The sequence below is a fragment of the Dakarella massiliensis genome (assembly GCF_001182045.1).
In the GTDB taxonomy this organism is placed as follows: domain Bacteria; phylum Pseudomonadota; class Gammaproteobacteria; order Burkholderiales; family Burkholderiaceae_F; genus Mesosutterella; species Mesosutterella massiliensis.
Genome location: NZ_CVTY01000005.1, coordinates 21681 through 41445, shown reverse-complemented (window position 1 = coordinate 41445; position 19765 = coordinate 21681). Strand labels below are relative to the sequence as shown.

Sequence of the window (19765 nt, the reverse complement as noted above, 5' to 3'; positions counted from 1 at the left end):
GTCTATTGGGATTGGCCGGAAGGATCAGAGGCCGAGCCACCCGTCAAGGGTTGCACGGAGCTCTTCCACCCCGGTCTTCTTCAGCCCGGAGAAGTATTGCACGGAGACCGGATTCACGCAGGTTTCCGCGCGCTTCTTCACGGCCGCTATTACATCACGCCGTTCTGAAACCGTCCTTAACTGATCCTCCTTATTGATGAGCCAGACCATCTTCGCAGTAGGGCGGTTCTTCATGAATTCAATCACCCATTCGTCGGAGGGCATGAACGGACGGCGGGCATCCATGATGAGCACAACGCCGAGCAGCGCGCTGCGCTCCGAGATGTAGCCGCCGACGAGGTCAGACCAGGAGGAACGGATGTTCGATGTGGTCTTCGCGTAGCCGTAGCCCGGAAGGTCGACGAGATACGCGACGGGATGCCGTTCGTGGGTCACCTTGTCCTTGGTCGCGAGCTCAAAGAAGTTGATGAGCTGGGTGCGGCCGGGGGTCTTCGAAGCGAAGGCAAGCTTTCCCTGACGGGTGAGCGTGTTGATCGCGGTGGACTTACCGGCGTTGGAACGGCCTGCAAAGGCGATCTCCGGCACGCTCGCCGGCGGAAGGTTGTCGAGCTTGCTCGAGGAAACAGTGAAGACAGCGCTTTCGTAGATGCTCACGACGGATCCTATCGGGTATGTATGAGGTTGAATGTTCAGCTGAAGATTATCGCATTAACGGCAATCAGGATTTGCCGAACACCTCGTTCAGCTGCTGCGTCACGCGCACGAAAGTCGTACGGAGCGTGAGCTCCTTCAGACGGCGGGCGCCGACATAGGTGCAGGCCGAGCGCAGGCCGCCGAGGATCTCCTGGACGGTGCCGGCAACCGGGCCGCGGGACGGCAGGAAGACTTCCTTGCCTTCGGAGGCACGGTACTTCGCGACGCCGCCGGACCACTTCTCCATCGCCTGCTCGGAGCTCATGCCGTAGAACTGCTTCATTGTCTTGCCGTCCTTCGTGATCGTCTTGCCGGCGCATTCATCGTGGGCCGCGAACATGCCGCCGAGCATCACAAAGTCAGCGCCGCCGCCGAAGGCCTTCGCGATATCGCCCGGGGTCGTGCAGCCGCCGTCCGCACAGATGCGTCCGCCGAGACCGTGCGCGGCGTCCGCGCATTCAATAACGGCGGAGAGCTGCGGGTAACCGACACCGGTCATCTTGCGGGTGAGGCAGACAGAGCCCGGTCCGATGCCGATCTTCACGATATCGGCGCCGGAGAGGAGGAGCTCTTCGGTCATGTCGCCCGTCACGACGTTGCCCGCCATGATGACGAGATCCGGATACGTGTCGCGGACTTTCTTGATGAAGTTCACGAACCGTTCCGTGTAGCCGTTTGCGACGTCGATGCAGACATACTGCACGGCGCCCGGGGCCTTGCGGTTCACGCTCTGGAATTTCTCCCAGTCCTCGTCCCCGATGCCGAGCGTATAGAAGGCGGAGGCCTTGCGCTCGAGCTCCGTGAAGAACTTCACGAGCTCATCCTCGCTGTAGTGCTTGTCAAGCGCGGCTGACAGCATGAAGGGGTCGAGCGCCTTCGCCATTTCAAAGGTTCCCGTCGTGTCCATGTTGGCCGCGATGACCGGGATGCCGTGATAGGCAACAGGCGCATGCAGAAACTTGAAGTCGCGCGTGATATCTACTTCCGAGCGGGAAATAAGGGTGGAGCGCTTCGGACGGATCAGTACGTCCTTGAAGTCGAGCCGCAGGGTGTTGTCAATATGCATTAAAAAAATCTCCTAACCAAAATCTTGCGCGCGCAAAAAACGCCGGTTCCTTTCACAGAACCGGCGTTAACCTAGTGTACCTTGAAACAAGGCGCAGTGGGAAGCTTTTTTAGAGCGTCGGGAGATGCTCGCCGCGCCAGAGGTCTTCCGGCTTCTCACGCTCGCGGATCACCTGCGAGGTGCTGCCGCTCACGAGCACTTCAGCCGCGCGGGGACGGGAGTTGTAGTTGGAGCTCATCGCCATGCCGTAGGCGCCGCAGGACGTGATCGCGAGAACGTCACCCGGCTCAATGCAGAGCTCACGGTCGCGGCCAAGCCAGTCACCGCTTTCGCAGATCGGACCGACGACATCATAGGTGCGGGTGGCGCCATCCCGGGGCACGGCCGGCACGATACCCATCCAGGCCTCGTAGAACATCGGGCGGCCCATATCGTTCATGGCGGCGTCGACGATCGCGAAGTTCTTCGTTTCACCGGTCTTATCGCGGATCACGCGGGTAATCAGGATGCCGGCGTTCGCGATGATGGAGCGGCCCGGTTCGAGCGTCACGGCGAGGTGCTTGTAGCCGCGGGCTTCGAGATGATCGAGGATCAGGCGCACGAATTCGCGCTTGGAGGGCGGCACTTCGTCCTTGTAGCAGACGCCGAGACCGCCGCCGAAGTCGATGTGTTCGAGCGGAATGCCTTCAGCCGCGAGCTGATCAACGATATCGAGGATCTTTTCCTCAGCATCCGCGAAGGGGGAAAGCTCCGTGATCTGACTTCCGATATGGCAGTCAATGCCGACCACGCGGATGGAGGGCATCGCGGCGGCCTGCTTATAGAGTTCCACGGTCTTCTCGTAGGCGACACCGAACTTGTTGTTCTTGAGGCCGGTCGAGATGTAGGGATGGGTCTTCGCGTCCACGTTCGGATTCACACGGACCGCGATCGGCGCCACTTTCCCGAGAGAAGCGGCCACGCGGGCAATGTCATTCAGCTCCGGGACGCTTTCGATATTGAAGCAGTGGATGCCCTTTTCGAGCGCGAGAGCGATTTCCTTATCGGTCTTGCCGACGCCGGAATAAACGACCTTCGACAGGTCGCCGCCCGCGGCCTCAACGCGCAGCAGCTCTCCGCCCGACACAATGTCGAAACCGGAACCAAGCTTCGCGAGCAGGCTGATGATGCCGATATTCGAGCACGCCTTCACGGAGTAAAGAATGTGGTGCGGGTGAGAGCCGAACGCGCCGTCGTAGTCGCGGAAGGCGGTCTCAATAGCCTTGCGGCTGTAGATGAAGGACGGGGTGCCATACTTGTCGGCGAGTTCTGCTACGGGAACGTCCTCACAGAAAAGCGCGCCGTTCCGATAGGAAAATCCCGTTTCATCGGGGAGCCAGAAGGAAGTCATGATGTTTTTTCCTGATGTAAGTAAGTGCGGCGGTGCAGGGGAATCAGCGCTTCGGCGAGGGGGCCTCGGCTGCCTGGCTGCCGCCGGGCGTGAGAGTAATTCTGGTTTCAGTAGAATCGGAAGCGTTCGAAGCAGATCCGCCGTCCGTGTCTTTCTTCTCGATCGGTGTATTCAGAACGGGAATACTGTCCCCCGCCCCGTTTGGAACGGATCTCTTCTTCGGGAGATAAAGCGGCCCCTTCAGTCCGCAGCCCGTCAGCAGAAGCGGGGATGCAAGACCTAAGAGCAGGGCAGTACGTATAAAGGTTCTTTTCTGGATCATGAATCAGACTCTTTTCATTGAAAAAGCGGAGGCGCTCCTTCAGAAAGTTGAAGACTCCGATGCGCTTTCCATGGCTGACGCGGATCGCTCCGGCAATGTTCTCACTATCGAATTCGACAGTGGTGAACAAATTGTAATCAACATTCAGACACCGACTGAGCAGGTGTGGCTTGCGTCGAGAGTGACGGGAGGCTTTCACTTCTCCTGGGACGGCGAAGCCTGGAAGGATTCAGACGGTGAGGATTTCTGGAGTGTGCTCGGCCGGGCAGCTTCTCAGCTGTCCGGCGAGACTGTGACGTTTGAGTAACGGATCTAGAAGAGCTTTAGGAGGGAGTTGAGCGGATCGCTGGACTCACTCTTCTCTCCGCTCGGGGAGGCGCTGTCATGCGACACCTCTCGCGATTCGGAGTAGACCCATTCGCCGTCGCTCTGCCTTACGCCAGGCGGCGGCAGGCGGTTGAAGATCGGCTGCCCGCGGGTAGCGGTCTTCATGAAGTCAATCCAGACCGGCTGCACAAGCGTGCCGCCCGTGGCTCTCGAGCCGAGGGAATGCATCTGGTCATAACCCATCCAGCCGACCGCGACGAGGTTGCCGGCGAAGCCCGCGAACCACGCGTCGTTCGAGTCGTTCGACGTGCCGGTCTTCGCGCCGACATCCGGGCGCCCCAGAGCGGAGCCCCCAGAGCGGAGCCCGCGCGGGCCGCGGTGCCGCGGCGCGCGACGTCATTCAGAAGCGTCGACATCACAAAGGCATTGCGGGCAGGAATCGCGCGGATCGTTTCATCGCCCGACTCGCGGTTCGCCTGCGTCATGATGACGCGGCCGCTTTCATCCACGATCTTGTCGATCAGGTAGGGCTGCACGCGGTAGCCGCCGTTCGCGAAGATTGAGTAGGCTTCGCACATCTGCCAGATCGTCACCGTGCCGGAACCGAGCGCGGTGGAGAGGGTCGGGCTGTGGCGCGAGGCGGGGAAGCCGAAGCGAGTGATGAATTCCTGCGCGTACTTCGGGCCGATCGCGTCCATCACACGGACCACCGGGATGTTTTCCGACTTCTCAAGCGCGGTGTGAAGGGGCATCGGGCCCTCGAACCGGCCGTTGTAGTTCTTCGGCGACCAGGCTGTGCCGCCCGCCTGACGGGCGTCCACCGTGAACGGCGTGTCCTGCAGAATCGTGTTCGGCGTGAAGCCCTTCTCGAGGGAAGCCGAGTAAACAAACGGCTTGAAGCTCGAACCCGGCTGACGCCAGGCCTGCGTCACGTGGTTGAACATGTTGAGGTCGTAGTCGAAGCCGCCGACAAGAGCGCGTGTCGCGCCGTTCCGGAAGTCGGTTGCCATGAAGCCGGTCTGAACCTGCGGCACCTGGCCGAGCGTCCAGCCGCTGTTCGTGTGGCTCACGCGGATCACCGCGCCCGGACGGATCCGGAGCGCTTCCGGAGCGCTTGACTTCAGATAGGCGGCGCCGAAAGAGTTCGACGCGCGGTCCAGCGTGATCGTTTTGCCGGAGGCGAAAACCGCCTTGATCTGCGGCGAAGTGCTGAGCACCACCGCCGGGAGCAGGTTCGGGCTCGAAATCACCTTGCGGAGCGCTTCCTTCACGGCCTTTTCCTGATCCGCGGGGTTAGCGGGCAGCGTCATCTGGGCCTCAGCGCCGCGGTAACCGCGGGCGCGGTCAAAAGCAATGCTGTTCGCACGGACCGCGTTATAAGCGGCCTTCTGATCATTCGAATTGATCGTGAGGTAGACGTTGAGACCGCGCGTGTAGGCGTCATCCTTGAAGATGTCGTAAACCAGCTGGCGCGCGAGTTCCGTCGCGTACTCGGCGTGGAGCTGCACAGAGTGGCGGCCGGCGATCGCTTCCGCGATCGCGTCCTTCACGTAAACGGGTTTCGCCTGTTCCTGCTGGCTCGTCTGCTCGCTGATGAAGCCGAGGGTAGCCATGCGGCCGAGAACGTAATTGCGGCGCATGGTAGCGCGGCGGTTATTCACAACCGGGTTATAAGCGGAAGGCGCGACCGGAAGGCCCGCGAGCGTCGCGGCCTCACCGACCGAGAGGTCCTTCAGGGGCTTGCCGAAGTAGGTCTGCGAGGCAGAGCCGAAACCGTAAGCGCGCTGACCGAGGTAGATCTGGTTCACGTAGATTTCGAGAATCTGATCCTTGGTGAGTTCATGCTCAAGCTTCGTCGCGATCGCGATTTCGTAAAGCTTACGCATGTAGCTCTTCTCGGACGACAGGAAGCAGTTACGCGCCACCTGCATGGTGATCGTGGAACCGCCCTGGCCCTTGCGTCCGGTGATGATGTTCGTGATGAGCGCGCGGCCGATGCCGGAGAGATCAACGCCCGAGTGCTCATAGAAGTCAGAGTCTTCAGCCGCGAGGATGGCGAGCTTCACCTGGCGCGGGAGCTCCTGAATCGGGACATAGTCCCGGCGCTCCTCGCCGTACTCCGCGAGCAGCTGACCGTCCGCTGACCAGATCTTCAGCGGCAGCTTCGGCTGATAGGTACGGAGAGACGTCATGTCAGGCAGCTGCGCGTAGACAATGGCGAAGAGGAAAGTGAAAAGGAGCAGGCCGCAGGCGACACAGGCCGTGATCATCCCGCCGAGCCATACGAGGGTGCGGGACAGACTGCGCTTCTTCTTTGGTGTGTTGTCCAGATTATTCACGGAAGCAGAAATGCCGGCCGGGATATCACGCAATCAGGCGTTTTATCGCATCCGGTTTGCAAAGGAACCATGGGAAGCTTCATTATAAGAGGGAAAAAGTTTCTCCCACTGTCAGGTATTTACCAAGGTGTGAGAAATCATGAACGTTGCAAAAATATCCGTGACCGGGGAGAAGGCGGGCGGCATGAAGCAGGTGATCTACATGATCGGCATGATGGGAGCCGGAAAGACCACAGTGGGGCGGACGCTCGCGCAGCGGATCGGCTGGGACTTCATTGATATGGACCGGGAGATCGAGCGTGAGCAGGGGAAGCGGATCTCAGAGATCTTCAGTTCAGAGGGGGAGCCCGCGTTCCGCGCGATGGAGACTGACCTCCTGAAACGTCTCGCCGGATGCCGTCGGACGGTGATCGCGACAGGCGGGGGCGCGGCGCTCTCGCCCGAAAATCAGCGGATCCTCTCTCAGAGCGGTCTTGTGATTTATCTCCGGGTGTCGCCTGACGATGTCCTCGCCCGCACGCAGGGGGACGCCACGCGCCCGAATCTGATGGCGGACGATAAGCGCGCCCGGATTGAGTCGCTTCTCGAAATCCGTTCCCCGATTTACTGCGCCACCGCCGATATCAGTTTCCGGAGTTCCGGCGCCTCATCCGGTTCTCTCGTCGCCAAAATACTGAAGCATCCCAAGCTGAAGAAGCTGATCGAGGATGCCGCTAAGAATCCATAGGGAGCAGCTGATGGTTGAAATAACAGTCGAACTTGGAAGCCGGAGCTATCCGATTGAGATCGGTCCGGGGCTTCTCGCGACGATCGGTGAGCGGGTGAAGACTCTCCGCCCCACCCGGATCGTGATCGTGACGAATACCACGGTAGCGCCGCTATACCTTGCCGCGGTCGAAACTTCCTGCCGGAGCGCCGCCCTGGTGTCGAGTGTCGTGCTTCCGGATGGCGAGAGCTATAAGACGTTTGCCGCCGTGCAGCAGGTGCTCGACGGTCTGGTGGCCGCGGGAGCCGACCGCAAGTCTCTCATCATCGCGCTTGGCGGCGGGGTGGTCGGAGACATTTCCGGGTTCGCCGCGTCGATCTGGATGCGCGGGATCCGATTCGTGCAGGTGCCGACAACGCTTCTCGCCCAGGTGGACAGTTCGGTGGGCGGAAAGACCGGTGTCAATCTCCCGGCCGGCAAAAACCTGATCGGCTGCTTCCATCAGCCCTCCGCGGTTTTCGCGGATACGGAAACGCTGCAGACGCTTCCCGCGCGCGAGATTTCGGCCGGGCTCGGCGAAATCGTGAAGCATGGGCTTCTCGGGGACGCCGCTTACTTTGATGAGGTGGAGCGCCGGATGAAGGATCTCCGCTCGCTTGACCACGAGGCGCTTGCGTCCGTGATCGCAGGCTCCTGCCGCCTGAAAGCCTCCGTCGTCGCCCGGGACGAAACGGAGGAAGGGATCCGCGCGACGCTGAACCTTGGGCACACCTTCGGGCACGCGATTGAGAAGCTCGCGGGGTTCGGTACGTGGCTGCACGGCGAAGCGGTCGGCTGCGGTCTTGTGCTTGCCTCGGATCTCTCGCGCCGCCTCGGCTACCTGACAGACGCCGATGTCTCGCGGATTGAGTCTGTCGTCTCGGCGGCCGGTCTCCCGGTCCGGATCCCGGGGCTGCCGCTTGAAGCCGCCATCCAGTCGATGCAGGGCGACAAAAAGAGCTTCGGAGGTCATATCCGCTTTATCGTGCTGAAGCGAATCGGCGAAAGCGCCATTCAGGAGGTGCCGGACGCGATCCTCCGCGAGACGCTCCTTCAGGGCGGTTACATTCCCTGACCGGGAGCCGCTATGGCAAGGCTCGCGAGGCTCACGATTCCGGGGCTCCCGCACCATATCCTGCAGTGCGGGGCCGGGGTGCCGGTCTTCCGGAGTGATGACGACTGTCTCTTCTATATTGAGTGTCTGCAGCGCTGTGCCCGGGAGTCCGGTGTGGCGCTGTACGCCTACCTGCTCCTGCCGGAAAGTGTCCGGCTGATTGCGTCACCGCGGTCAGTGTCCTCTCTCAGCACCTTTATGCGGTGGTTATCCCGCCGCTATGCGGTCTGGTATAACCGGGTGCACTCGCATACGGGATCGGTCTGGAGCGGACGGTTTCACTCGTCGGTGCTGGAGCCGGCGTCGCTTCAGAGGCTCACTCTGTATATGGAGGGGCTGCCTGTGAGAGAGGGGTACGTGAAGGAGCCTGAGCAGTACGTCTGGTCCAGCTACGCGCATCACGCGGGATTCAGAACGGATCCGTTTCTTACCGAGCCGGACACGGCAGGAGAGCCCCGAACCGCAAGGCGAGCTGCGTGCAGGGTTTACCGGGAGCTCTTTAATATGGAGTCCCTTCTGCCGTTCGGCGAGGAGGCGGAGTGGAAGACAAGACGCGGCTGGCCGATCGGTTCAGCGCCGTTCGTTGACTCGCTTCCGGTGAGTGAAGGAAGAAAAAGAGCCGCGCGGGGCCGGGGCCGGCCGCGGCGGGAAGGAATCTAGAGAAATGGCAATCGCAATTTATGAGAAGAAGATCGTGGTCACGGAGGCCTCGATCGATATCCTCGGCCACGTGAATAACCGCGAGTATCTGCGGTGGATGGAAGAAGTGGCGATCGAACACTCCGCGGCGCTTGGCTGGCCGCAGGAACGCTATATGGCGGAGCAGCATGTGTGGGTCGCGCGCGAGCACTGGATTGAATACCTCCGCCCGGCGCTTCTCGGGGATCATCTCTCGGTTTACACCTGGCTTCAGGAAACAGCGGGTCCGATCTGCCTCCGCCGTTACGCGGTGGTCCGAGGCCGCACCGTGCTCACGCGCGCCGCGACCGAGTGGGCGCATATCGACTTCAAAACGAAGCGCGCCGTGATGCCGCCCGATAACCTCATCAATGACTTCCCGGTCGTACCGGCCGATTCCCCGGAACTGAAGGCGCTCGGTCTTGCCCGTCCTGTGAGATGGCTCCCCGTGAGCCTGTCGGAGCATTCCGGGAATTAAAGACCCCCAAATCCGGCATTTACAGTCCTGAGAAGCCTGCTTTTCTGTGCGATAATCCTCTCAAGCTATACCTGAACGATCGTTCAGGCAGAAACAATAATAAGGTTCGGGCGGCCCTCAGCCGCTGGACAGAAGGCTGATGCAAGAATTTCTCAAAATTGATCATATGACCTTCGGGTTCGGATCCCGCGTGATCCTGGACGATGTGTCGCTTTCCTTCGGAAAGGGGCAGGTCGTTGCGGTGATGGGCGGTTCAGGCATGGGCAAAACCACGATCCTGAAGCTGATCGGCGGACTCCTGAAGCCCTGGAGCGGTCATATTTATATGGCGGGCGAAGATGTCCACGCGCTGAGCCGGGAGAAGCTCTTCGGGCTTCGCCGCCGCATGGGTATGCTCTTTCAGTTCGGAGCGCTCTTCACGGATCTTTCGGTGTTCGAGAACGTGGCGTTTCCGATGCGTGAGCAGACGTCGCTCGACGAAGAAGCGATCCGTGACCTCGTGCTCCTCAAACTCAATACGGTCGGACTCCGTGGCGCGGCTCACCTGATGCCGTCCGAGGTGTCGGGCGGCATGGCGCGCCGCGTGGCGCTCGCCCGCACGATCGCGCTTGACCCGGAGCTGCTCCTTTATGACGAGCCTTTTACCGGTCTTGACCCGATTTCAACGGGGGTCACGGCAAGGCTGATCAAGAATCTCAACTCGGCTCTTCACGCGACGAGTGTCGTTGTGACGCATGACGTGAAGACCACGTTTGAGATCGCTGACTATGTTTATATGATTTCCAATAAGAAGGTTGCGGCCCAGGGGACGCCTGATGAACTGATGAAGTCGGACGATCCGTATGTCCGTCAGTTCCTCGGCGGCCTGCCTGACGGTCCGGTGGCGTTCCACTATCCGGCGCCGCCCCTTGCTGAAGATCTGGGGGTGTCGCGATGACTTGGCTGACAGAGCAGATCAGCGCGGTGGGCGCCTGGGTCCTGAATCAGATTGTCTACACGGGGCGCTTCGGGCACTTCTCATGGCAGGTGATCCGGAAGTTCCCAGCGAGCCTGAAGCGTTTCTCGATTGTCGTGCAGCAGATGATGTTCCTCGGGAACCACTCGCTGCTCATTATCGCGGTGTCGGGTTTCTTCATCGGCGCGGTGCTGGGGCTGCAGGGCTATGACATTCTCGTTACCTACGGGAGCGAAGAGGCGCTCGGTGTTCTCGTCGCGCTCGCGCTGATCCGCGAGCTCGGTCCCGTGGTGACGGCGCTTCTTTTTGCCGGGCGTGCCGGCACGTCGCTCACCGCGGAGATCGGTCTCATGCGGTCCGGTGAGCAGCTTTCCGCCATGGAGATGATGGGCGTTGACCCGATGCAGCGCGTGATCGCGCCGCGGTTCACCGCCACGATGATTTCGCTTCCGATCCTCACGATGATCTTCAACGCGGTCGGCATTATCGGCGGCTACGTGGTCGGCGTGTGGCTGATCGGGTCTGACAGCGGCGCGTACTGGTCTCACATGCAGGCCTCGGTCGATGTCTTCTCCGATATCGGCAACGGCGTTATCAAGAGCATTGTTTTCGGCATGATCGTGGGTCTGGTGGCGCTCTTCCAGGGCTACACCTCGCGCGCCACGCCGGAGGGAGTCTCGCGGGCGACTACCCGTACGGTGGTTGTTTCCTCGCTCCTCATCCTCGCATTTGATTTCATTATGACGGCGATGATGTTCGCTTCATAAAGAGAAACGGTATAAAAAAATGGAACAGAAAAAAACGGATTTTCTCGTCGGCTTATTCGTGATCCTCGGAGTGATCGCGCTTCTCTTTATGGCACTGAAGGCCGGCAACATGCTGTCGCTGAATATCGGGCAGAAGACCTATGAAGTCACCGCGGTCTTCGCGAACGCCGGCGGCCTGAAGCCCCGGGCCGCGGTGAGCAGCGCGGGTGTCACCGTGGGACGTGTGAAGTCGATCGAGCTCGACCCGAAGACCTTCCAGGCCGTGGTGACACTGGATATTTACAGCCAGTACCAGTTCCCGGCTGATAGCCAGGCCCGCATCCTGACCGCGGGGCTGCTCGGCGAAAAGTATATTGGGCTTGAGGCGGGCAGCGATGACGCCAACCTGAAGAACGGCGGCCGCATCGAACAGACGCAGTCCGCCATAGTGCTTGAGAATCTGGTGAGCCAGTTCCTTTTCAATACGGCTGAAAAGAGAGGAACGGCACCGGAAAAGGCGGAATAAGATGCGAACGATGAAGAGAACAGCACTGATTGCATCGCTTGCCGCGGCGATGCTCGCGGGATGCGCAAGCGTTCCGCCGAATTCGGGTGAAAACAAAGCGGACCCGTGGGAAACGATGAACCGTCAGACGTACGCCTTCAACACCACGGTGGACCACTATGTGTTCCGCCCGGTGGCGAAGGGCTACAAGGCGGTGACACCGAAGCCCGTGCGCACCTGTGTGAGCAACATGATGGATAATCTCACCGAACCCCGGAACGCCGTGAATAACGTGCTTCAGGGGAAGGGGAATGGCGCCTTCGTGTCCTTCATGCGCTTTATTGTGAATTCGACGTTCGGCGTCTTCGGCTGCTTTGATGTCGCGAGCATGGGAGACCTCACGCCTCACTATGAGGACTTCGGCCAGACGCTCGGCACCTGGGGGGTCGGGAACGGCCCGTACCTCGTGCTGCCGCTCCTCGGCCCCTCCACGGTCCGCGATACGGTGGGTCTCGGAGGCAACTATGTAACGTCGATCCAGAGCTGGATCGATCCGGACTGGATCGGCTGGACGATCTGGGGCGTCGATATGCTCGACACGAGGACAAGGCTCCTCGATCTCGATGAGGCGATTGACTCCGCGATTGACCCGTACGCCCAGATGCGGAACGGTTACCTCCAGTACCGCGCGACGCTCGTGAACGACGGCGTCCCGCCTGATAATACGTTCCTCGAGGATCCGGGTGACAGCCCGGCGCCTGATGAACCCGCGGCTTCCGCGAAACCTCAGGCGGCGGCTGCCGAACCTGCTCCTGCCGCAGCGGCCCCCGCTCCCGCTCCCGCGGCAAAGCAGAACTGACTGATTTTTGTATAAGGAAAAGAATTAAAAATGCTGACCCGTCGTAGTTTTATTGCCGGCGCCGCGCTCGGCGCTGCCGCTGTGCTGTCGCCCGCTGCGTTTGCCGCGTCCGCGACTGACAAGGATCCGTCCGCCTGGATCGTTGAGCTGATGAACGACACGCTGAATGACATCCGCAAGGATCCGGCGCTCGTGAAGGCTGATCCGACTCGGGTTCACACCTTCGTGAATAACCGCATCATGCCGGTTGTCGACTTCGCGAAGATGACCCGCACGGCTGTCGGGCCCCAGTGGCGTCAGGCCACCGCGTCCCAGCGTCAGCAGCTGCAGGATGGATTCCGCAGCCTGCTTACGCGCGTGTACTCGGGCGCTTTCAGCTCCGTGAAGGACTACAAGGCTGAGCTCGTGCCGAGCCGCGCCGCTGCCTCCTCCACGCCGATCATTCAGACCCGCATGGTCTCGAAATCCGATAAGCCGGTTTCGGTCGAGTACCGCATGCAGCGCGAAGGCAACACCTGGAAGATCATTGACGTGAATGTCGGCGGCGTCTGGATGGTGCAGAACTATCACTCCCAGTTCGCGAGCGTTCTTGCGAACGGCGGCATCCCCGCTCTGATCCGTTCCATGAACGACAAGACTTCGTCCCTCAATCAGAAGGCGAAGAAGTAAGAGGCGGAAATGAAGATTCCAGGCTCTGAGATCACGATGAGTAATGCGCCCGAGGTCATGAACCTCGGAGCGAAGGCCGTGTCGGAAGGTGACGGGGTCTTTGATTTTGCGGGGATTTCCCACGCGGATTCCTCTGCCGTCGCAGCGCTGCTGCGATGGAAACGGCTCTGCGAAAAAGGCCATGTCGCCTTTGAGATCCGCAATATTCCCTCCGGCCTCCGCGATCTCTGTCTGCTGTACGGTGTCACGGATATTCTGGGATCGGACGCTCCCGGCAGCACACGGGATCCCGCTTGATCCCGGCCAAGGTCCGTCCCGGGTTATGATTTACGGAAACTGCCCCAAGCTATAAGGGCGGTTTCCGTTTTTTATTTTTCAGCTGGTCAAATTTTTTTCTATGGAAAAGCTCAGGATTATCGGCGGCAATCGCCTCTCCGGATCTGTCAGGATCTCCGGAGCCAAAAACGCAGTACTTCCCATCTTGGCCGCAAGCCTGCTTACAGCGGACGAGCTGGTGCTGCATAACGTGCCGCATCTCGCGGACGTGAAGACGATGCTGAGCCTGCTTGAAGGCATGGGCGTTACCTGCCATCAGGAAGGGGAAACCGTCCGGCTGTGTGCCGCGAACGTGACGAGCACCGTCGCCCCTTATGAGCTCGTGAAGACCATGCGGGCGTCGATCCTCGTGCTCTGCCCGCTCGCTACGCGGTTCGGTGCCGCCCGGGTGTCGCTCCCCGGCGGCTGCACGATCGGTGCCCGTCCGGTCGATCAGCACATTCAGGCGCTTCTCAAGATGGGAGCGGATGTGCAGATTGATCACGGGTTCGTGGATCTGAAGAGCGGCCGGCTGCAGGGAACGAAGATCGTGACCGATATGGTGACGGTCACCGGAACCGAAAACATCATGATGGCGGCAGTCCTCGCTGAAGGCCGCACGGTGATTGAAAACGCCGCGCGTGAGCCTGAAGTGGTGGATCTCGCGAACTGCCTGCGCGCGATGGGGGCGAAGATTGAGGGCGACGGCACGTCGACCATTGTGATTGATGGCTGCGACTCGCTTCACGGCGCCGAGCACTCGGTGATTCCGGACCGTATTGAGGCGGGCACCTTCATGGCGGCAGCTGCCGCGACGAAGGGTGATGTGACGCTCACCAATGTCGCTCCTGACACGCTTTCCGTTGTGATCGACAAGATCCGCGAGGCGGGGGCCGAGATCGAAACGGGCCCGGACTGGATCCACGTGACGATGAACGGCCGTCCGAAATCGGTGTCGATCCGCACTGAGCCGCATCCTGGATTCCCCACCGACATGCAGGCCCAGATCATGGCGCTTGACTGCGTGGCGGACGGCACGGCTCAGATTACCGAGACGATCTTTGAAAACCGCTTCATGCATGTGCCTGAGCTCCAGAGACTGGGTGCCGATATCCAGGTGGAAGGGCACACCGCGGTGGTGCGCGGCGTGGAGCAGCTGCAGGGTGCACGCCTCATGGCGACTGACCTCCGGGCCTCAGCGTCGCTTGTGATCGCCGCGCTTGCCGCTGAAGGCGAATCAATTGTCGACCGTATTTATCACCTTGACCGCGGCTACGACCGCATGGAGCTGAAGCTTCAGGCTCTCGGCGCGGATATCCGGAGATTCTCAGAATGATCACCATGGCCCTCGCCAAAGGGCGGATTTATCAGGAAACGCTTCCCTTCCTCGCCGCGGCTGGAATTTACCCGGTTGAGGATCCCGAAAAGAGCCGCAAGCTCATGATTGCGACGAACCGCGATGATCTTCGCATTGTCGTGATCCGCGCGACCGATGTTCCGACCTACGTGCAGTACGGGGCCGCTGACATCGGTGTCTGCGGCTGGGATACGCTGTATGAGCACGGCGGCAACGGCCTTTTTATTCCGGTGGATCTGCAGATCGCAAAGTGCCGGATGAGCGTCGCGGCGCCGAACGGCCTCGACTACGACGGACTCGTGAGACGCGGCGGACGCATCCGCATTGCCACGAAGTTCATGAAGTGGGCAAGAGATTATTTCGCGCAGCAGGGCGTGCATGTCGATCTGATCAAGCTCTATGGATCGATGGAGCTCGCGCCGATCGCGGGACTGGCCGACGCGATTGTTGACATCGTGGCTACAGGCGCCACCCTGAAAGCGAATAATATGAGAGAAGTGCGGCAGATCGCCCCGATCAGCTCGCGCCTGATTGTCAATCAGATTTCAATGGGGCTTAAGCGTGTTGAGCTGAGCCCGATTATCGAGAACATCAGAAAGGCAAGCAATAAAAATGATTAAACAGTTATCCACCCTTGATCAGGATTTTGAGCCTCAGTTTGAGAAGCTCGTGGCCCGGGACGCTTCGGTTGACCCGGAAATCACGCGCCGTGCGGAAGCGATCGTGCAGGACGTCGCGGCCCGCGGTGATGAAGCCGTGATTGAATACACGAACCGCTTCGATCATCTGAATCTGAAGACGATGGAAGACGCCATCGTCACGCGTGAAGAGATGCTGCAGGCTCTTGAAACGCTGCCCGCGGACCAGAAGCAGGCGCTTGAGACCGCGGCGAAGCGTATCCGCGAGTTCCACGAGCACCAGCTTGAGAAGGGCTGGACCATCACGGACTCCTATGGCAGCGTGCTCGGCCAGCGCATCACGGCGATTGACTCGGTCGGTCTCTATGTGCCGGGCGGCAAGGCCGCTTATCCGTCCTCCGTGCTGATGAACGCGATGCCGGCCCACGTGGCGGGTGTTCCGCGGATCGAAATGGTGTTTCCGACCCCGGGCGGCGAGCGTAACCAGCTCGTGCTCGCGGCGGCGGCTCTTGCGGGTGTCTCCCGCGCCTTCACGATCGGCGGCGCTCAGGCGGTTGCAGCTCTCGCCTATGGCACGAAGACCCTGGATCCGGTTGATAAGATCGTCGGCCCGGGCAACGCCTATGTGGCAGCCGCGAAGCGCTACGTCTTCGGCCGCGTCGGCATTGATATGATTGCCGGCCCCTCCGAAATTCTCGTGATCTGCGACGGCAAGACGCCGGCTGACTGGATCGCGATGGACCTCTTCTCGCAGGCTGAGCATGATGAGCTTGCGCAGGCAATTCTGCTGACGCCTGACGCGGCCTTTGCTGCTGAAGTCCAGAAGTCGATCGAAAAGCTCCTTCCGACGATGCCCCGCAAGGCGATCATCGAGAAGAGCCTCGCGAACCGCGGCGCCATCATCGTGACGCGCGATCTGCTCGAGGCCTGCAAGGTGGCCGATACGATTTCGCCTGAGCATCTTGAGATCTCGACCGAGAACCCCGAGCAGTGGGTGGATCATCTTCGCCACGCCGGCGCGATCTTCATGGGCCGCTGGTCTGTTGAGGCGCTCGGCGACTACTGCGCCGGTCCGAACCACGTGCTTCCGACCTCCCGCACGGCCCGCTTCTCCTCGCCGCTCGGTGTCTATGACTTCCTGAAGCGCACGAGCATCATCCACGTGTCCGAAGCCGGCGCTCAGGCGCTTGCCCCGGTCGCTGATGTGCTTGCCCGCGGCGAACACCTGATCGCTCACGCGACCAGCGCCGATTATCGGCTGAAGAAGTAACTTCTGAACGTCTGAAATAACCGCCAGGAGGTGGCGCTTATGCAGTCACTACGGACCGCGGAAGTGAGCCGCAAGACGCAGGAGACCGCGATTGACGTCCGCATCAATCTCGACGGCACAGGCCGCTCCGAGATTGATACGGGAATCGGGTTTCTTGATCACATGCTCGATCAGATCGCCCGCCACGGGCTGGTGGACCTCACCATCAGCGCGAAGGGCGATCTGCAGGTCGACGGGCATCATACGGTCGAGGATATCGGCATTACGCTTGGCGAGGCGCTTCTGAAGGCGCTCGGCGACAAGCGCGGCATCCGCCGCTACGGCTTTGCCTATGTGCCGCTTGATGAGGCGCTGTCACGCGTCGTGATTGATCTCTCGGGCCGGCCCGGGCTGGTGTTTGAAGCCCCGTTCACGGCTCCGATGATCGGAGAGCTCGATACGCAGCTCATCCGTGAATTCTTCCAGGGCTTCGTGAACCACGCGCAGGTCACGCTTCACGTTGATAACCTGCGCGGCATCAATGCCCACCATCAGGCCGAGACGATCTTCAAGGCCTTCGGACGCGCGCTCCGCATGGCGCTTGAGCCTGATCCGCTCATGTCGGGCGTGATTCCGTCTACGAAAGGAACGTTATGAAGAAGGTCGTCGTCGTTGACTACGGCAGCGGGAATCTCCGCTCCGTTTCCAAGGCGCTCGAGGCGGTCGCGGGAAGCGACGCCTCAGTTGTCGTTTCTTCTGACCCGGCGGCTGTCCGGGCGGCTGACCGCATTGTGCTGCCGGGCCAGGGCGCCATGGCGGACTGCATGCACCATCTGCTCGGCTCGGGGCTCGCGGACGTGGTGCGCGACGCGCTCGTGAATAAGCCCGTTTTCGCGGTCTGTATTGGCCTGCAGATGCTTTTTGAGGAAAGCGAGGAAGGGGACGCGAAGGGCTTCGGTTTCTTCCGCGGCCGCGTGATCCGGTTCCCCGCAAGCGCCATGCGCACTGCTGACGGCTCCCGGCTGAAGGTCCCCGAAATGGGCTGGAACCGGGTGTATCAGACGCAGAAGCACCCGGTCTGGGCCGGTGTCGAAAACGGCGCCTGGTTCTACCTCGTGCACAGCTACTTCGCGGCGCCTGAAGACATGAGCATCGTTGCCGGCATGACGAGCTATGGGCTTCCCTACACCAGCGCAGTTGCCCGGGACAATATTTTCGCAACGCAGTTTCATCCGGAAAAGAGCGCGGCCGACGGCCTGAAGCTCTATGCGAACTTTATCCACTGGAATCCCTGATTCCTACACTCAATCTCATTCATCAAGACTGATTCCAAGAGGTTCACAAGATGCTTGATCTCATCCCTGCCATTGACATCAAGGACGGCGCCTGCGTGCGTCTGGTCCAGGGGGATCTCGATAAGAACATTACGGTCTACTCCAAAGACCCCCGGGACATGGCCCGGCACTGGGCAGAGCTCGGTGCGCGCCGTCTCCACGTGGTGGATCTTGACGGTGCCCGTCGCGGCCGCTCGGTGAATCACGGTGTGATCGCCGACATCATCCGTGACTTCAGCGGCGTGATGGAGATTGACCTCGGAGGCGGACTCCGCGATCTCGATACGATTGAGTCCTACATGGACGCGGGTCTCGCCTACGCGGTGATCGGCACGGCCGCGATCAAGCAGCCGGGGTTCCTCGCGAACGCCTGCGACGCGTTCCCCGGCGCGATCATCGTGTCGCTCGACGCCCGGAACGGCAAGATCGCGACGGACGGCTGGGAGAAGACCTCCCGGATCGACGTGCTCGATATCGCGAAGAAGTTCGCGGCGCATGACCCGGCGGCGTTCCTCTACACGGATATTTCCCGCGACGGCATGCTCTGCGGCGTGAATGTCGAAGCGACGAGCCGCCTCGCGCAGGCGACACCGATTCCGGTAATCGCTTCGGGCGGCGTGAAGAATATCGATGACATCGTTTCCCTCATGCAGGTGGAGTCTGACGGCGTCTCAGGCGTCATCCTTGGCAAGGCGCTTTACGAAGGCACGCTCGACTTCCGCGAGGCGTTTGAGTACGTCACCGGCGGCGGCCCGATCCGGGACGACGACGAGCTTTAAGAAAAGCGCCAATCCTTTTGATAAGAGGTTTTTCATGCTAGCTAAGCGGATCATCCCCTGCCTTGACGTCACTGCCGGACGCGTGGTGAAGGGCACGAATTTCGTTGATCTCCGGGATGCCGGGGATCCGGTGGAAATTGCCCGGCGCTACGACCGCGAAGGGGCGGATGAGCTGACGTTCCTCGACATCACGGCGAGTTCCGATAACCGCGACATCATCCTTTCGGTGATTGAAGCGGTGGCCTCTCAGGTGTTCATTCCGCTCACGGTGGGCGGCGGCGTGCGTCAGGTGTCGGATATCCGCCGGCTGCTGAATTCGGGCGCCGACAAGGTGTCCATCAACACGGCGGGCGTGCTGAATCCTGATCTGATCGGAGACTCAGCGGCGCTCTACGGCAGCCAGTGCATCGTGGCCGCGATCGACGCGAGAAAGAACGTGTCGGGCGAAGGCTGGGAAGTGTTCACGCACGGCGGCCGGAAACCCACGGGGCGTGACGCGGTCGAGTGGGCAAAAGAGGTGGAGCGGCTCGGTGCCGGTGAGATTCTTCTTACCAGCATGAACGCGGACGGAACGAAGGAAGGTTTCGATCTGGAACTCACGCGCGCGGTGAGCGACGCCGTGAATATTCCGGTGATCGCCTCGGGCGGCGCCGGGAACCTGCAGCATCTCGCGGACGCTGTGCTGAAGGGGCACGCGGACGCGGTGCTTGCCGCGTCGATTTTCCACTTCGGTGAGTACACGATTGAAGAGGCGAAGCGCTTCATGGCGGCTCAGGGAATCTGCATGAGGCTCGGCGCGGAGGCTGCGGCATGACGGACGCCTGGATTGAAGAAGTAAAGTTTGACAGCCGCGGGCTCGTGCCCGTGGTGGCACAGGATTCGGAGAGCGGGCGCGTGCTGATGCTCGCCTGGGCAGACCGCGAGGCGCTGCTCGAAGCGGTGAAGACCCGCCGCGGGGTGTATTTCTCACGTTCCCGGAACCGCCTCTGGCGGAAGGGCGAGGAGAGCGGCAACGTTCAGGAGCTGCTCTCGGTGCAGCTTGACTGCGACGGAGATTCCGTGATTTACGAAGTCCGGCAGCTTGGCGGCGCCGCGTGCCACACCGGGCATCAGAGCTGCTTCTACCGGACGCTTGATGAAAACGGCGTCTGGAAGGAAAACGCTCCGGTCCTCCGCGATCCGAACGCGATGTACGGTCATCACTGAA

25 protein-coding genes are annotated in these 19765 nt (G+C 60.9%); 19 read left to right on the top strand and 6 right to left on the bottom strand.

Features of this window, described 5'->3' with window-relative positions; all coding sequences use genetic code 11:
• Positions 1–24: 24 nt before the first annotated feature.
• The 4 genes from yihA to lptM all read right to left on the bottom strand — a co-directional run bounded on the left by yihA (position 25) and on the right by lptM (position 3471).
• Positions 25–654, bottom strand: coding sequence for a ribosome biogenesis GTP-binding protein YihA/YsxC (gene yihA / locus BN1936_RS01810; protein WP_022443505.1), 630 nt, complete (start codon positions 652–654; stop codon positions 25–27).
• Between the two features lie 64 nt (positions 655–718).
• The gene (locus tag BN1936_RS01805; protein WP_049686526.1) at positions 719–1759 is read right to left on the bottom strand and encodes a GMP reductase; all 1041 of its coding nucleotides are present in this window, start codon (positions 1757–1759) and stop codon (positions 719–721) included.
• 109 nt (positions 1760–1868) lie between these two features.
• Positions 1869–3149, bottom strand: coding sequence for a diaminopimelate decarboxylase (lysA, locus tag BN1936_RS01800; RefSeq protein ID WP_022443503.1), 1281 nt, complete (start codon positions 3147–3149; stop codon positions 1869–1871).
• 43 nt (positions 3150–3192) lie between these two features.
• Positions 3193–3471, bottom strand: a complete 279-nt coding sequence (lptM, locus tag BN1936_RS01795; RefSeq protein WP_049686525.1) for an LPS translocon maturation chaperone LptM — start codon at positions 3469–3471, stop codon at positions 3193–3195.
• On the opposite strand from lptM, the gene cyaY reads away from it, so the two are divergent.
• Positions 3470–3778: an iron donor protein CyaY gene (gene cyaY, locus BN1936_RS01790; RefSeq protein WP_049686524.1), complete on the top strand. Its 309-nt coding sequence runs from the start codon at positions 3470–3472 to the stop codon at positions 3776–3778. The genes lptM and cyaY overlap by 2 nt on opposite strands.
• A gap of 5 nt (positions 3779–3783) precedes the next feature.
• On the opposite strand, the gene BN1936_RS11160 is transcribed toward cyaY, so the two are convergent.
• Positions 3784–3963: a hypothetical protein gene (locus BN1936_RS11160; protein WP_053101778.1), complete on the bottom strand. Its 180-nt coding sequence runs from the start codon at positions 3961–3963 to the stop codon at positions 3784–3786.
• Positions 3960–6170 (bottom strand): penicillin-binding protein 1A, encoded by a 2211-nt coding sequence (locus BN1936_RS01785; protein WP_053101775.1) that lies wholly within the window; start codon positions 6168–6170, stop codon positions 3960–3962. The genes BN1936_RS11160 and BN1936_RS01785 overlap by 4 nt, the downstream gene beginning before the upstream one ends.
• Positions 6171–6276: 106 nt before the next feature.
• Between BN1936_RS01785 and BN1936_RS01780 the strand changes: the two genes are divergently transcribed.
• The 18 genes from BN1936_RS01780 to hisI all read left to right on the top strand — a co-directional run bounded on the left by BN1936_RS01780 (position 6277) and on the right by hisI (position 19764).
• Positions 6277–6864 (top strand): shikimate kinase, encoded by a 588-nt coding sequence (locus BN1936_RS01780; RefSeq protein WP_022443500.1) that lies wholly within the window; start codon positions 6277–6279, stop codon positions 6862–6864.
• A gap of 10 nt (positions 6865–6874) precedes the next feature.
• Complete coding sequence (gene aroB / locus BN1936_RS01775) at positions 6875–7957, top strand: 3-dehydroquinate synthase (RefSeq protein WP_049686523.1); 1083 nt, start codon at positions 6875–6877, stop codon at positions 7955–7957.
• A 12-nt stretch (positions 7958–7969) separates the two neighbouring features.
• Positions 7970–8656, top strand: a complete 687-nt coding sequence (locus BN1936_RS01770; protein ID WP_022443902.1) for a transposase — start codon at positions 7970–7972, stop codon at positions 8654–8656.
• Between the two features lie 4 nt (positions 8657–8660).
• Complete coding sequence (locus BN1936_RS01765) at positions 8661–9152, top strand: acyl-CoA thioesterase (RefSeq protein ID WP_022443903.1); 492 nt, start codon at positions 8661–8663, stop codon at positions 9150–9152.
• 139 nt (positions 9153–9291) lie between these two features.
• A complete protein-coding gene (locus tag BN1936_RS01760) occupies positions 9292–10089 on the top strand; it encodes an ABC transporter ATP-binding protein (protein ID WP_049686522.1) in 798 nt (265 codons plus the stop codon).
• Positions 10086–10874: a lipid asymmetry maintenance ABC transporter permease subunit MlaE gene (mlaE, locus tag BN1936_RS01755; protein ID WP_022443905.1), complete on the top strand. Its 789-nt coding sequence runs from the start codon at positions 10086–10088 to the stop codon at positions 10872–10874. The genes BN1936_RS01760 and mlaE overlap by 4 nt, the downstream gene beginning before the upstream one ends.
• Before the next feature lie 19 nt (positions 10875–10893).
• Complete coding sequence (gene mlaD / locus BN1936_RS01750) at positions 10894–11379, top strand: outer membrane lipid asymmetry maintenance protein MlaD (protein ID WP_049686521.1); 486 nt, start codon at positions 10894–10896, stop codon at positions 11377–11379.
• A gap of 10 nt (positions 11380–11389) precedes the next feature.
• Entirely contained in the window at positions 11390–12217 is an 828-nt protein-coding gene (locus tag BN1936_RS01745; protein ID WP_082164447.1) for an MlaA family lipoprotein, read from the top strand.
• A gap of 30 nt (positions 12218–12247) precedes the next feature.
• Positions 12248–12886 carry an MlaC/ttg2D family ABC transporter substrate-binding protein gene (locus tag BN1936_RS01740; RefSeq protein WP_022443907.1) on the top strand — a complete coding sequence of 213 codons (639 nt, stop codon included), beginning with the start codon at positions 12248–12250 and terminating at the stop codon, positions 12884–12886.
• Positions 12887–12895: 9 nt separating this feature from the next.
• The gene (locus BN1936_RS01735; RefSeq protein ID WP_022443908.1) at positions 12896–13183 is read left to right on the top strand and encodes an STAS domain-containing protein; all 288 of its coding nucleotides are present in this window, start codon (positions 12896–12898) and stop codon (positions 13181–13183) included.
• 100 nt (positions 13184–13283) lie between these two features.
• Positions 13284–14537 carry a UDP-N-acetylglucosamine 1-carboxyvinyltransferase gene (gene murA, locus BN1936_RS01730; protein WP_049686520.1) on the top strand — a complete coding sequence of 418 codons (1254 nt, stop codon included), beginning with the start codon at positions 13284–13286 and terminating at the stop codon, positions 14535–14537.
• The gene (gene hisG, locus BN1936_RS01725; protein WP_022443911.1) at positions 14534–15178 is read left to right on the top strand and encodes an ATP phosphoribosyltransferase; all 645 of its coding nucleotides are present in this window, start codon (positions 14534–14536) and stop codon (positions 15176–15178) included. Before murA ends, hisG begins: the two co-directional genes overlap by 4 nt.
• Entirely contained in the window at positions 15165–16466 is a 1302-nt protein-coding gene (gene hisD, locus BN1936_RS01720; protein ID WP_049686519.1) for a histidinol dehydrogenase, read from the top strand. Before hisG ends, hisD begins: the two co-directional genes overlap by 14 nt.
• Before the next feature lie 39 nt (positions 16467–16505).
• On the top strand, positions 16506–17102 hold the full coding sequence (gene hisB / locus BN1936_RS01715) for an imidazoleglycerol-phosphate dehydratase HisB (protein ID WP_022443913.1): 597 nt from the start codon (positions 16506–16508) through the stop codon (positions 17100–17102).
• A complete protein-coding gene (hisH, locus tag BN1936_RS01710; protein ID WP_022443914.1) occupies positions 17099–17740 on the top strand; it encodes an imidazole glycerol phosphate synthase subunit HisH in 642 nt (213 codons plus the stop codon). Before hisB ends, hisH begins: the two co-directional genes overlap by 4 nt.
• A 50-nt stretch (positions 17741–17790) precedes the next feature.
• Entirely contained in the window at positions 17791–18558 is a 768-nt protein-coding gene (gene hisA / locus BN1936_RS01705) for a 1-(5-phosphoribosyl)-5-[(5-phosphoribosylamino)methylideneamino]imidazole-4-carboxamide isomerase (RefSeq protein WP_022443915.1), read from the top strand.
• Between the two features lie 34 nt (positions 18559–18592).
• Positions 18593–19372 carry an imidazole glycerol phosphate synthase subunit HisF gene (hisF, locus tag BN1936_RS01700; protein ID WP_049686518.1) on the top strand — a complete coding sequence of 260 codons (780 nt, stop codon included), beginning with the start codon at positions 18593–18595 and terminating at the stop codon, positions 19370–19372.
• Positions 19369–19764 (top strand): phosphoribosyl-AMP cyclohydrolase, encoded by a 396-nt coding sequence (gene hisI / locus BN1936_RS11635; RefSeq protein WP_022443918.1) that lies wholly within the window; start codon positions 19369–19371, stop codon positions 19762–19764. Before hisF ends, hisI begins: the two co-directional genes overlap by 4 nt.
• Position 19765 lies beyond the last annotated feature (1 nt).

Bases quoted from the DNA above. Each gene is read 5' to 3' on its own strand.
- BN1936_RS01740 (WP_022443907.1), top strand. From the start codon at position 12,248: ATGCTGACCCGTCGTAGTTTTATTGCCGGCGCCGCGCTCGGCGCTGCC.
- hisG (WP_022443911.1), top strand. From the start codon at position 14,534: ATGATCACCATGGCCCTCGCCAAAGGGCGGATTTATCAGGAAACGCTT.
- aroB (WP_049686523.1), top strand. From the start codon at position 6,875: ATGGTTGAAATAACAGTCGAACTTGGAAGCCGGAGCTATCCGATTGAG.
- BN1936_RS11160 (WP_053101778.1), bottom strand. From the start codon at position 3,963: ATGAAGACCGCTACCCGCGGGCAGCCGATCTTCAACCGCCTGCCGCCG.
- lptM (WP_049686525.1), bottom strand. From the start codon at position 3,471: ATGATCCAGAAAAGAACCTTTATACGTACTGCCCTGCTCTTAGGTCTT.
- hisI (WP_022443918.1), top strand. From the start codon at position 19,369: ATGACGGACGCCTGGATTGAAGAAGTAAAGTTTGACAGCCGCGGGCTC.
- BN1936_RS01765 (WP_022443903.1), top strand. From the start codon at position 8,661: ATGGCAATCGCAATTTATGAGAAGAAGATCGTGGTCACGGAGGCCTCG.
- BN1936_RS01760 (WP_049686522.1), top strand. From the start codon at position 9,292: ATGCAAGAATTTCTCAAAATTGATCATATGACCTTCGGGTTCGGATCC.
- mlaD (WP_049686521.1), top strand. From the start codon at position 10,894: ATGGAACAGAAAAAAACGGATTTTCTCGTCGGCTTATTCGTGATCCTC.
- hisB (WP_022443913.1), top strand. From the start codon at position 16,506: ATGCAGTCACTACGGACCGCGGAAGTGAGCCGCAAGACGCAGGAGACC.
- hisA (WP_022443915.1), top strand. From the start codon at position 17,791: ATGCTTGATCTCATCCCTGCCATTGACATCAAGGACGGCGCCTGCGTG.
- BN1936_RS01735 (WP_022443908.1), top strand. From the start codon at position 12,896: ATGAAGATTCCAGGCTCTGAGATCACGATGAGTAATGCGCCCGAGGTC.
- BN1936_RS01770 (WP_022443902.1), top strand. From the start codon at position 7,970: ATGGCAAGGCTCGCGAGGCTCACGATTCCGGGGCTCCCGCACCATATC.
- lysA (WP_022443503.1), bottom strand. From the start codon at position 3,149: ATGACTTCCTTCTGGCTCCCCGATGAAACGGGATTTTCCTATCGGAAC.
- BN1936_RS01805 (WP_049686526.1), bottom strand. From the start codon at position 1,759: ATGCATATTGACAACACCCTGCGGCTCGACTTCAAGGACGTACTGATC.
- hisH (WP_022443914.1), top strand. From the start codon at position 17,099: ATGAAGAAGGTCGTCGTCGTTGACTACGGCAGCGGGAATCTCCGCTCC.
- BN1936_RS01780 (WP_022443500.1), top strand. From the start codon at position 6,277: ATGAACGTTGCAAAAATATCCGTGACCGGGGAGAAGGCGGGCGGCATG.
- murA (WP_049686520.1), top strand. From the start codon at position 13,284: ATGGAAAAGCTCAGGATTATCGGCGGCAATCGCCTCTCCGGATCTGTC.
- BN1936_RS01745 (WP_082164447.1), top strand. From the start codon at position 11,390: ATGAAGAGAACAGCACTGATTGCATCGCTTGCCGCGGCGATGCTCGCG.
- hisF (WP_049686518.1), top strand. From the start codon at position 18,593: ATGCTAGCTAAGCGGATCATCCCCTGCCTTGACGTCACTGCCGGACGC.
- cyaY (WP_049686524.1), top strand. From the start codon at position 3,470: ATGAATCAGACTCTTTTCATTGAAAAAGCGGAGGCGCTCCTTCAGAAA.
- mlaE (WP_022443905.1), top strand. From the start codon at position 10,086: ATGACTTGGCTGACAGAGCAGATCAGCGCGGTGGGCGCCTGGGTCCTG.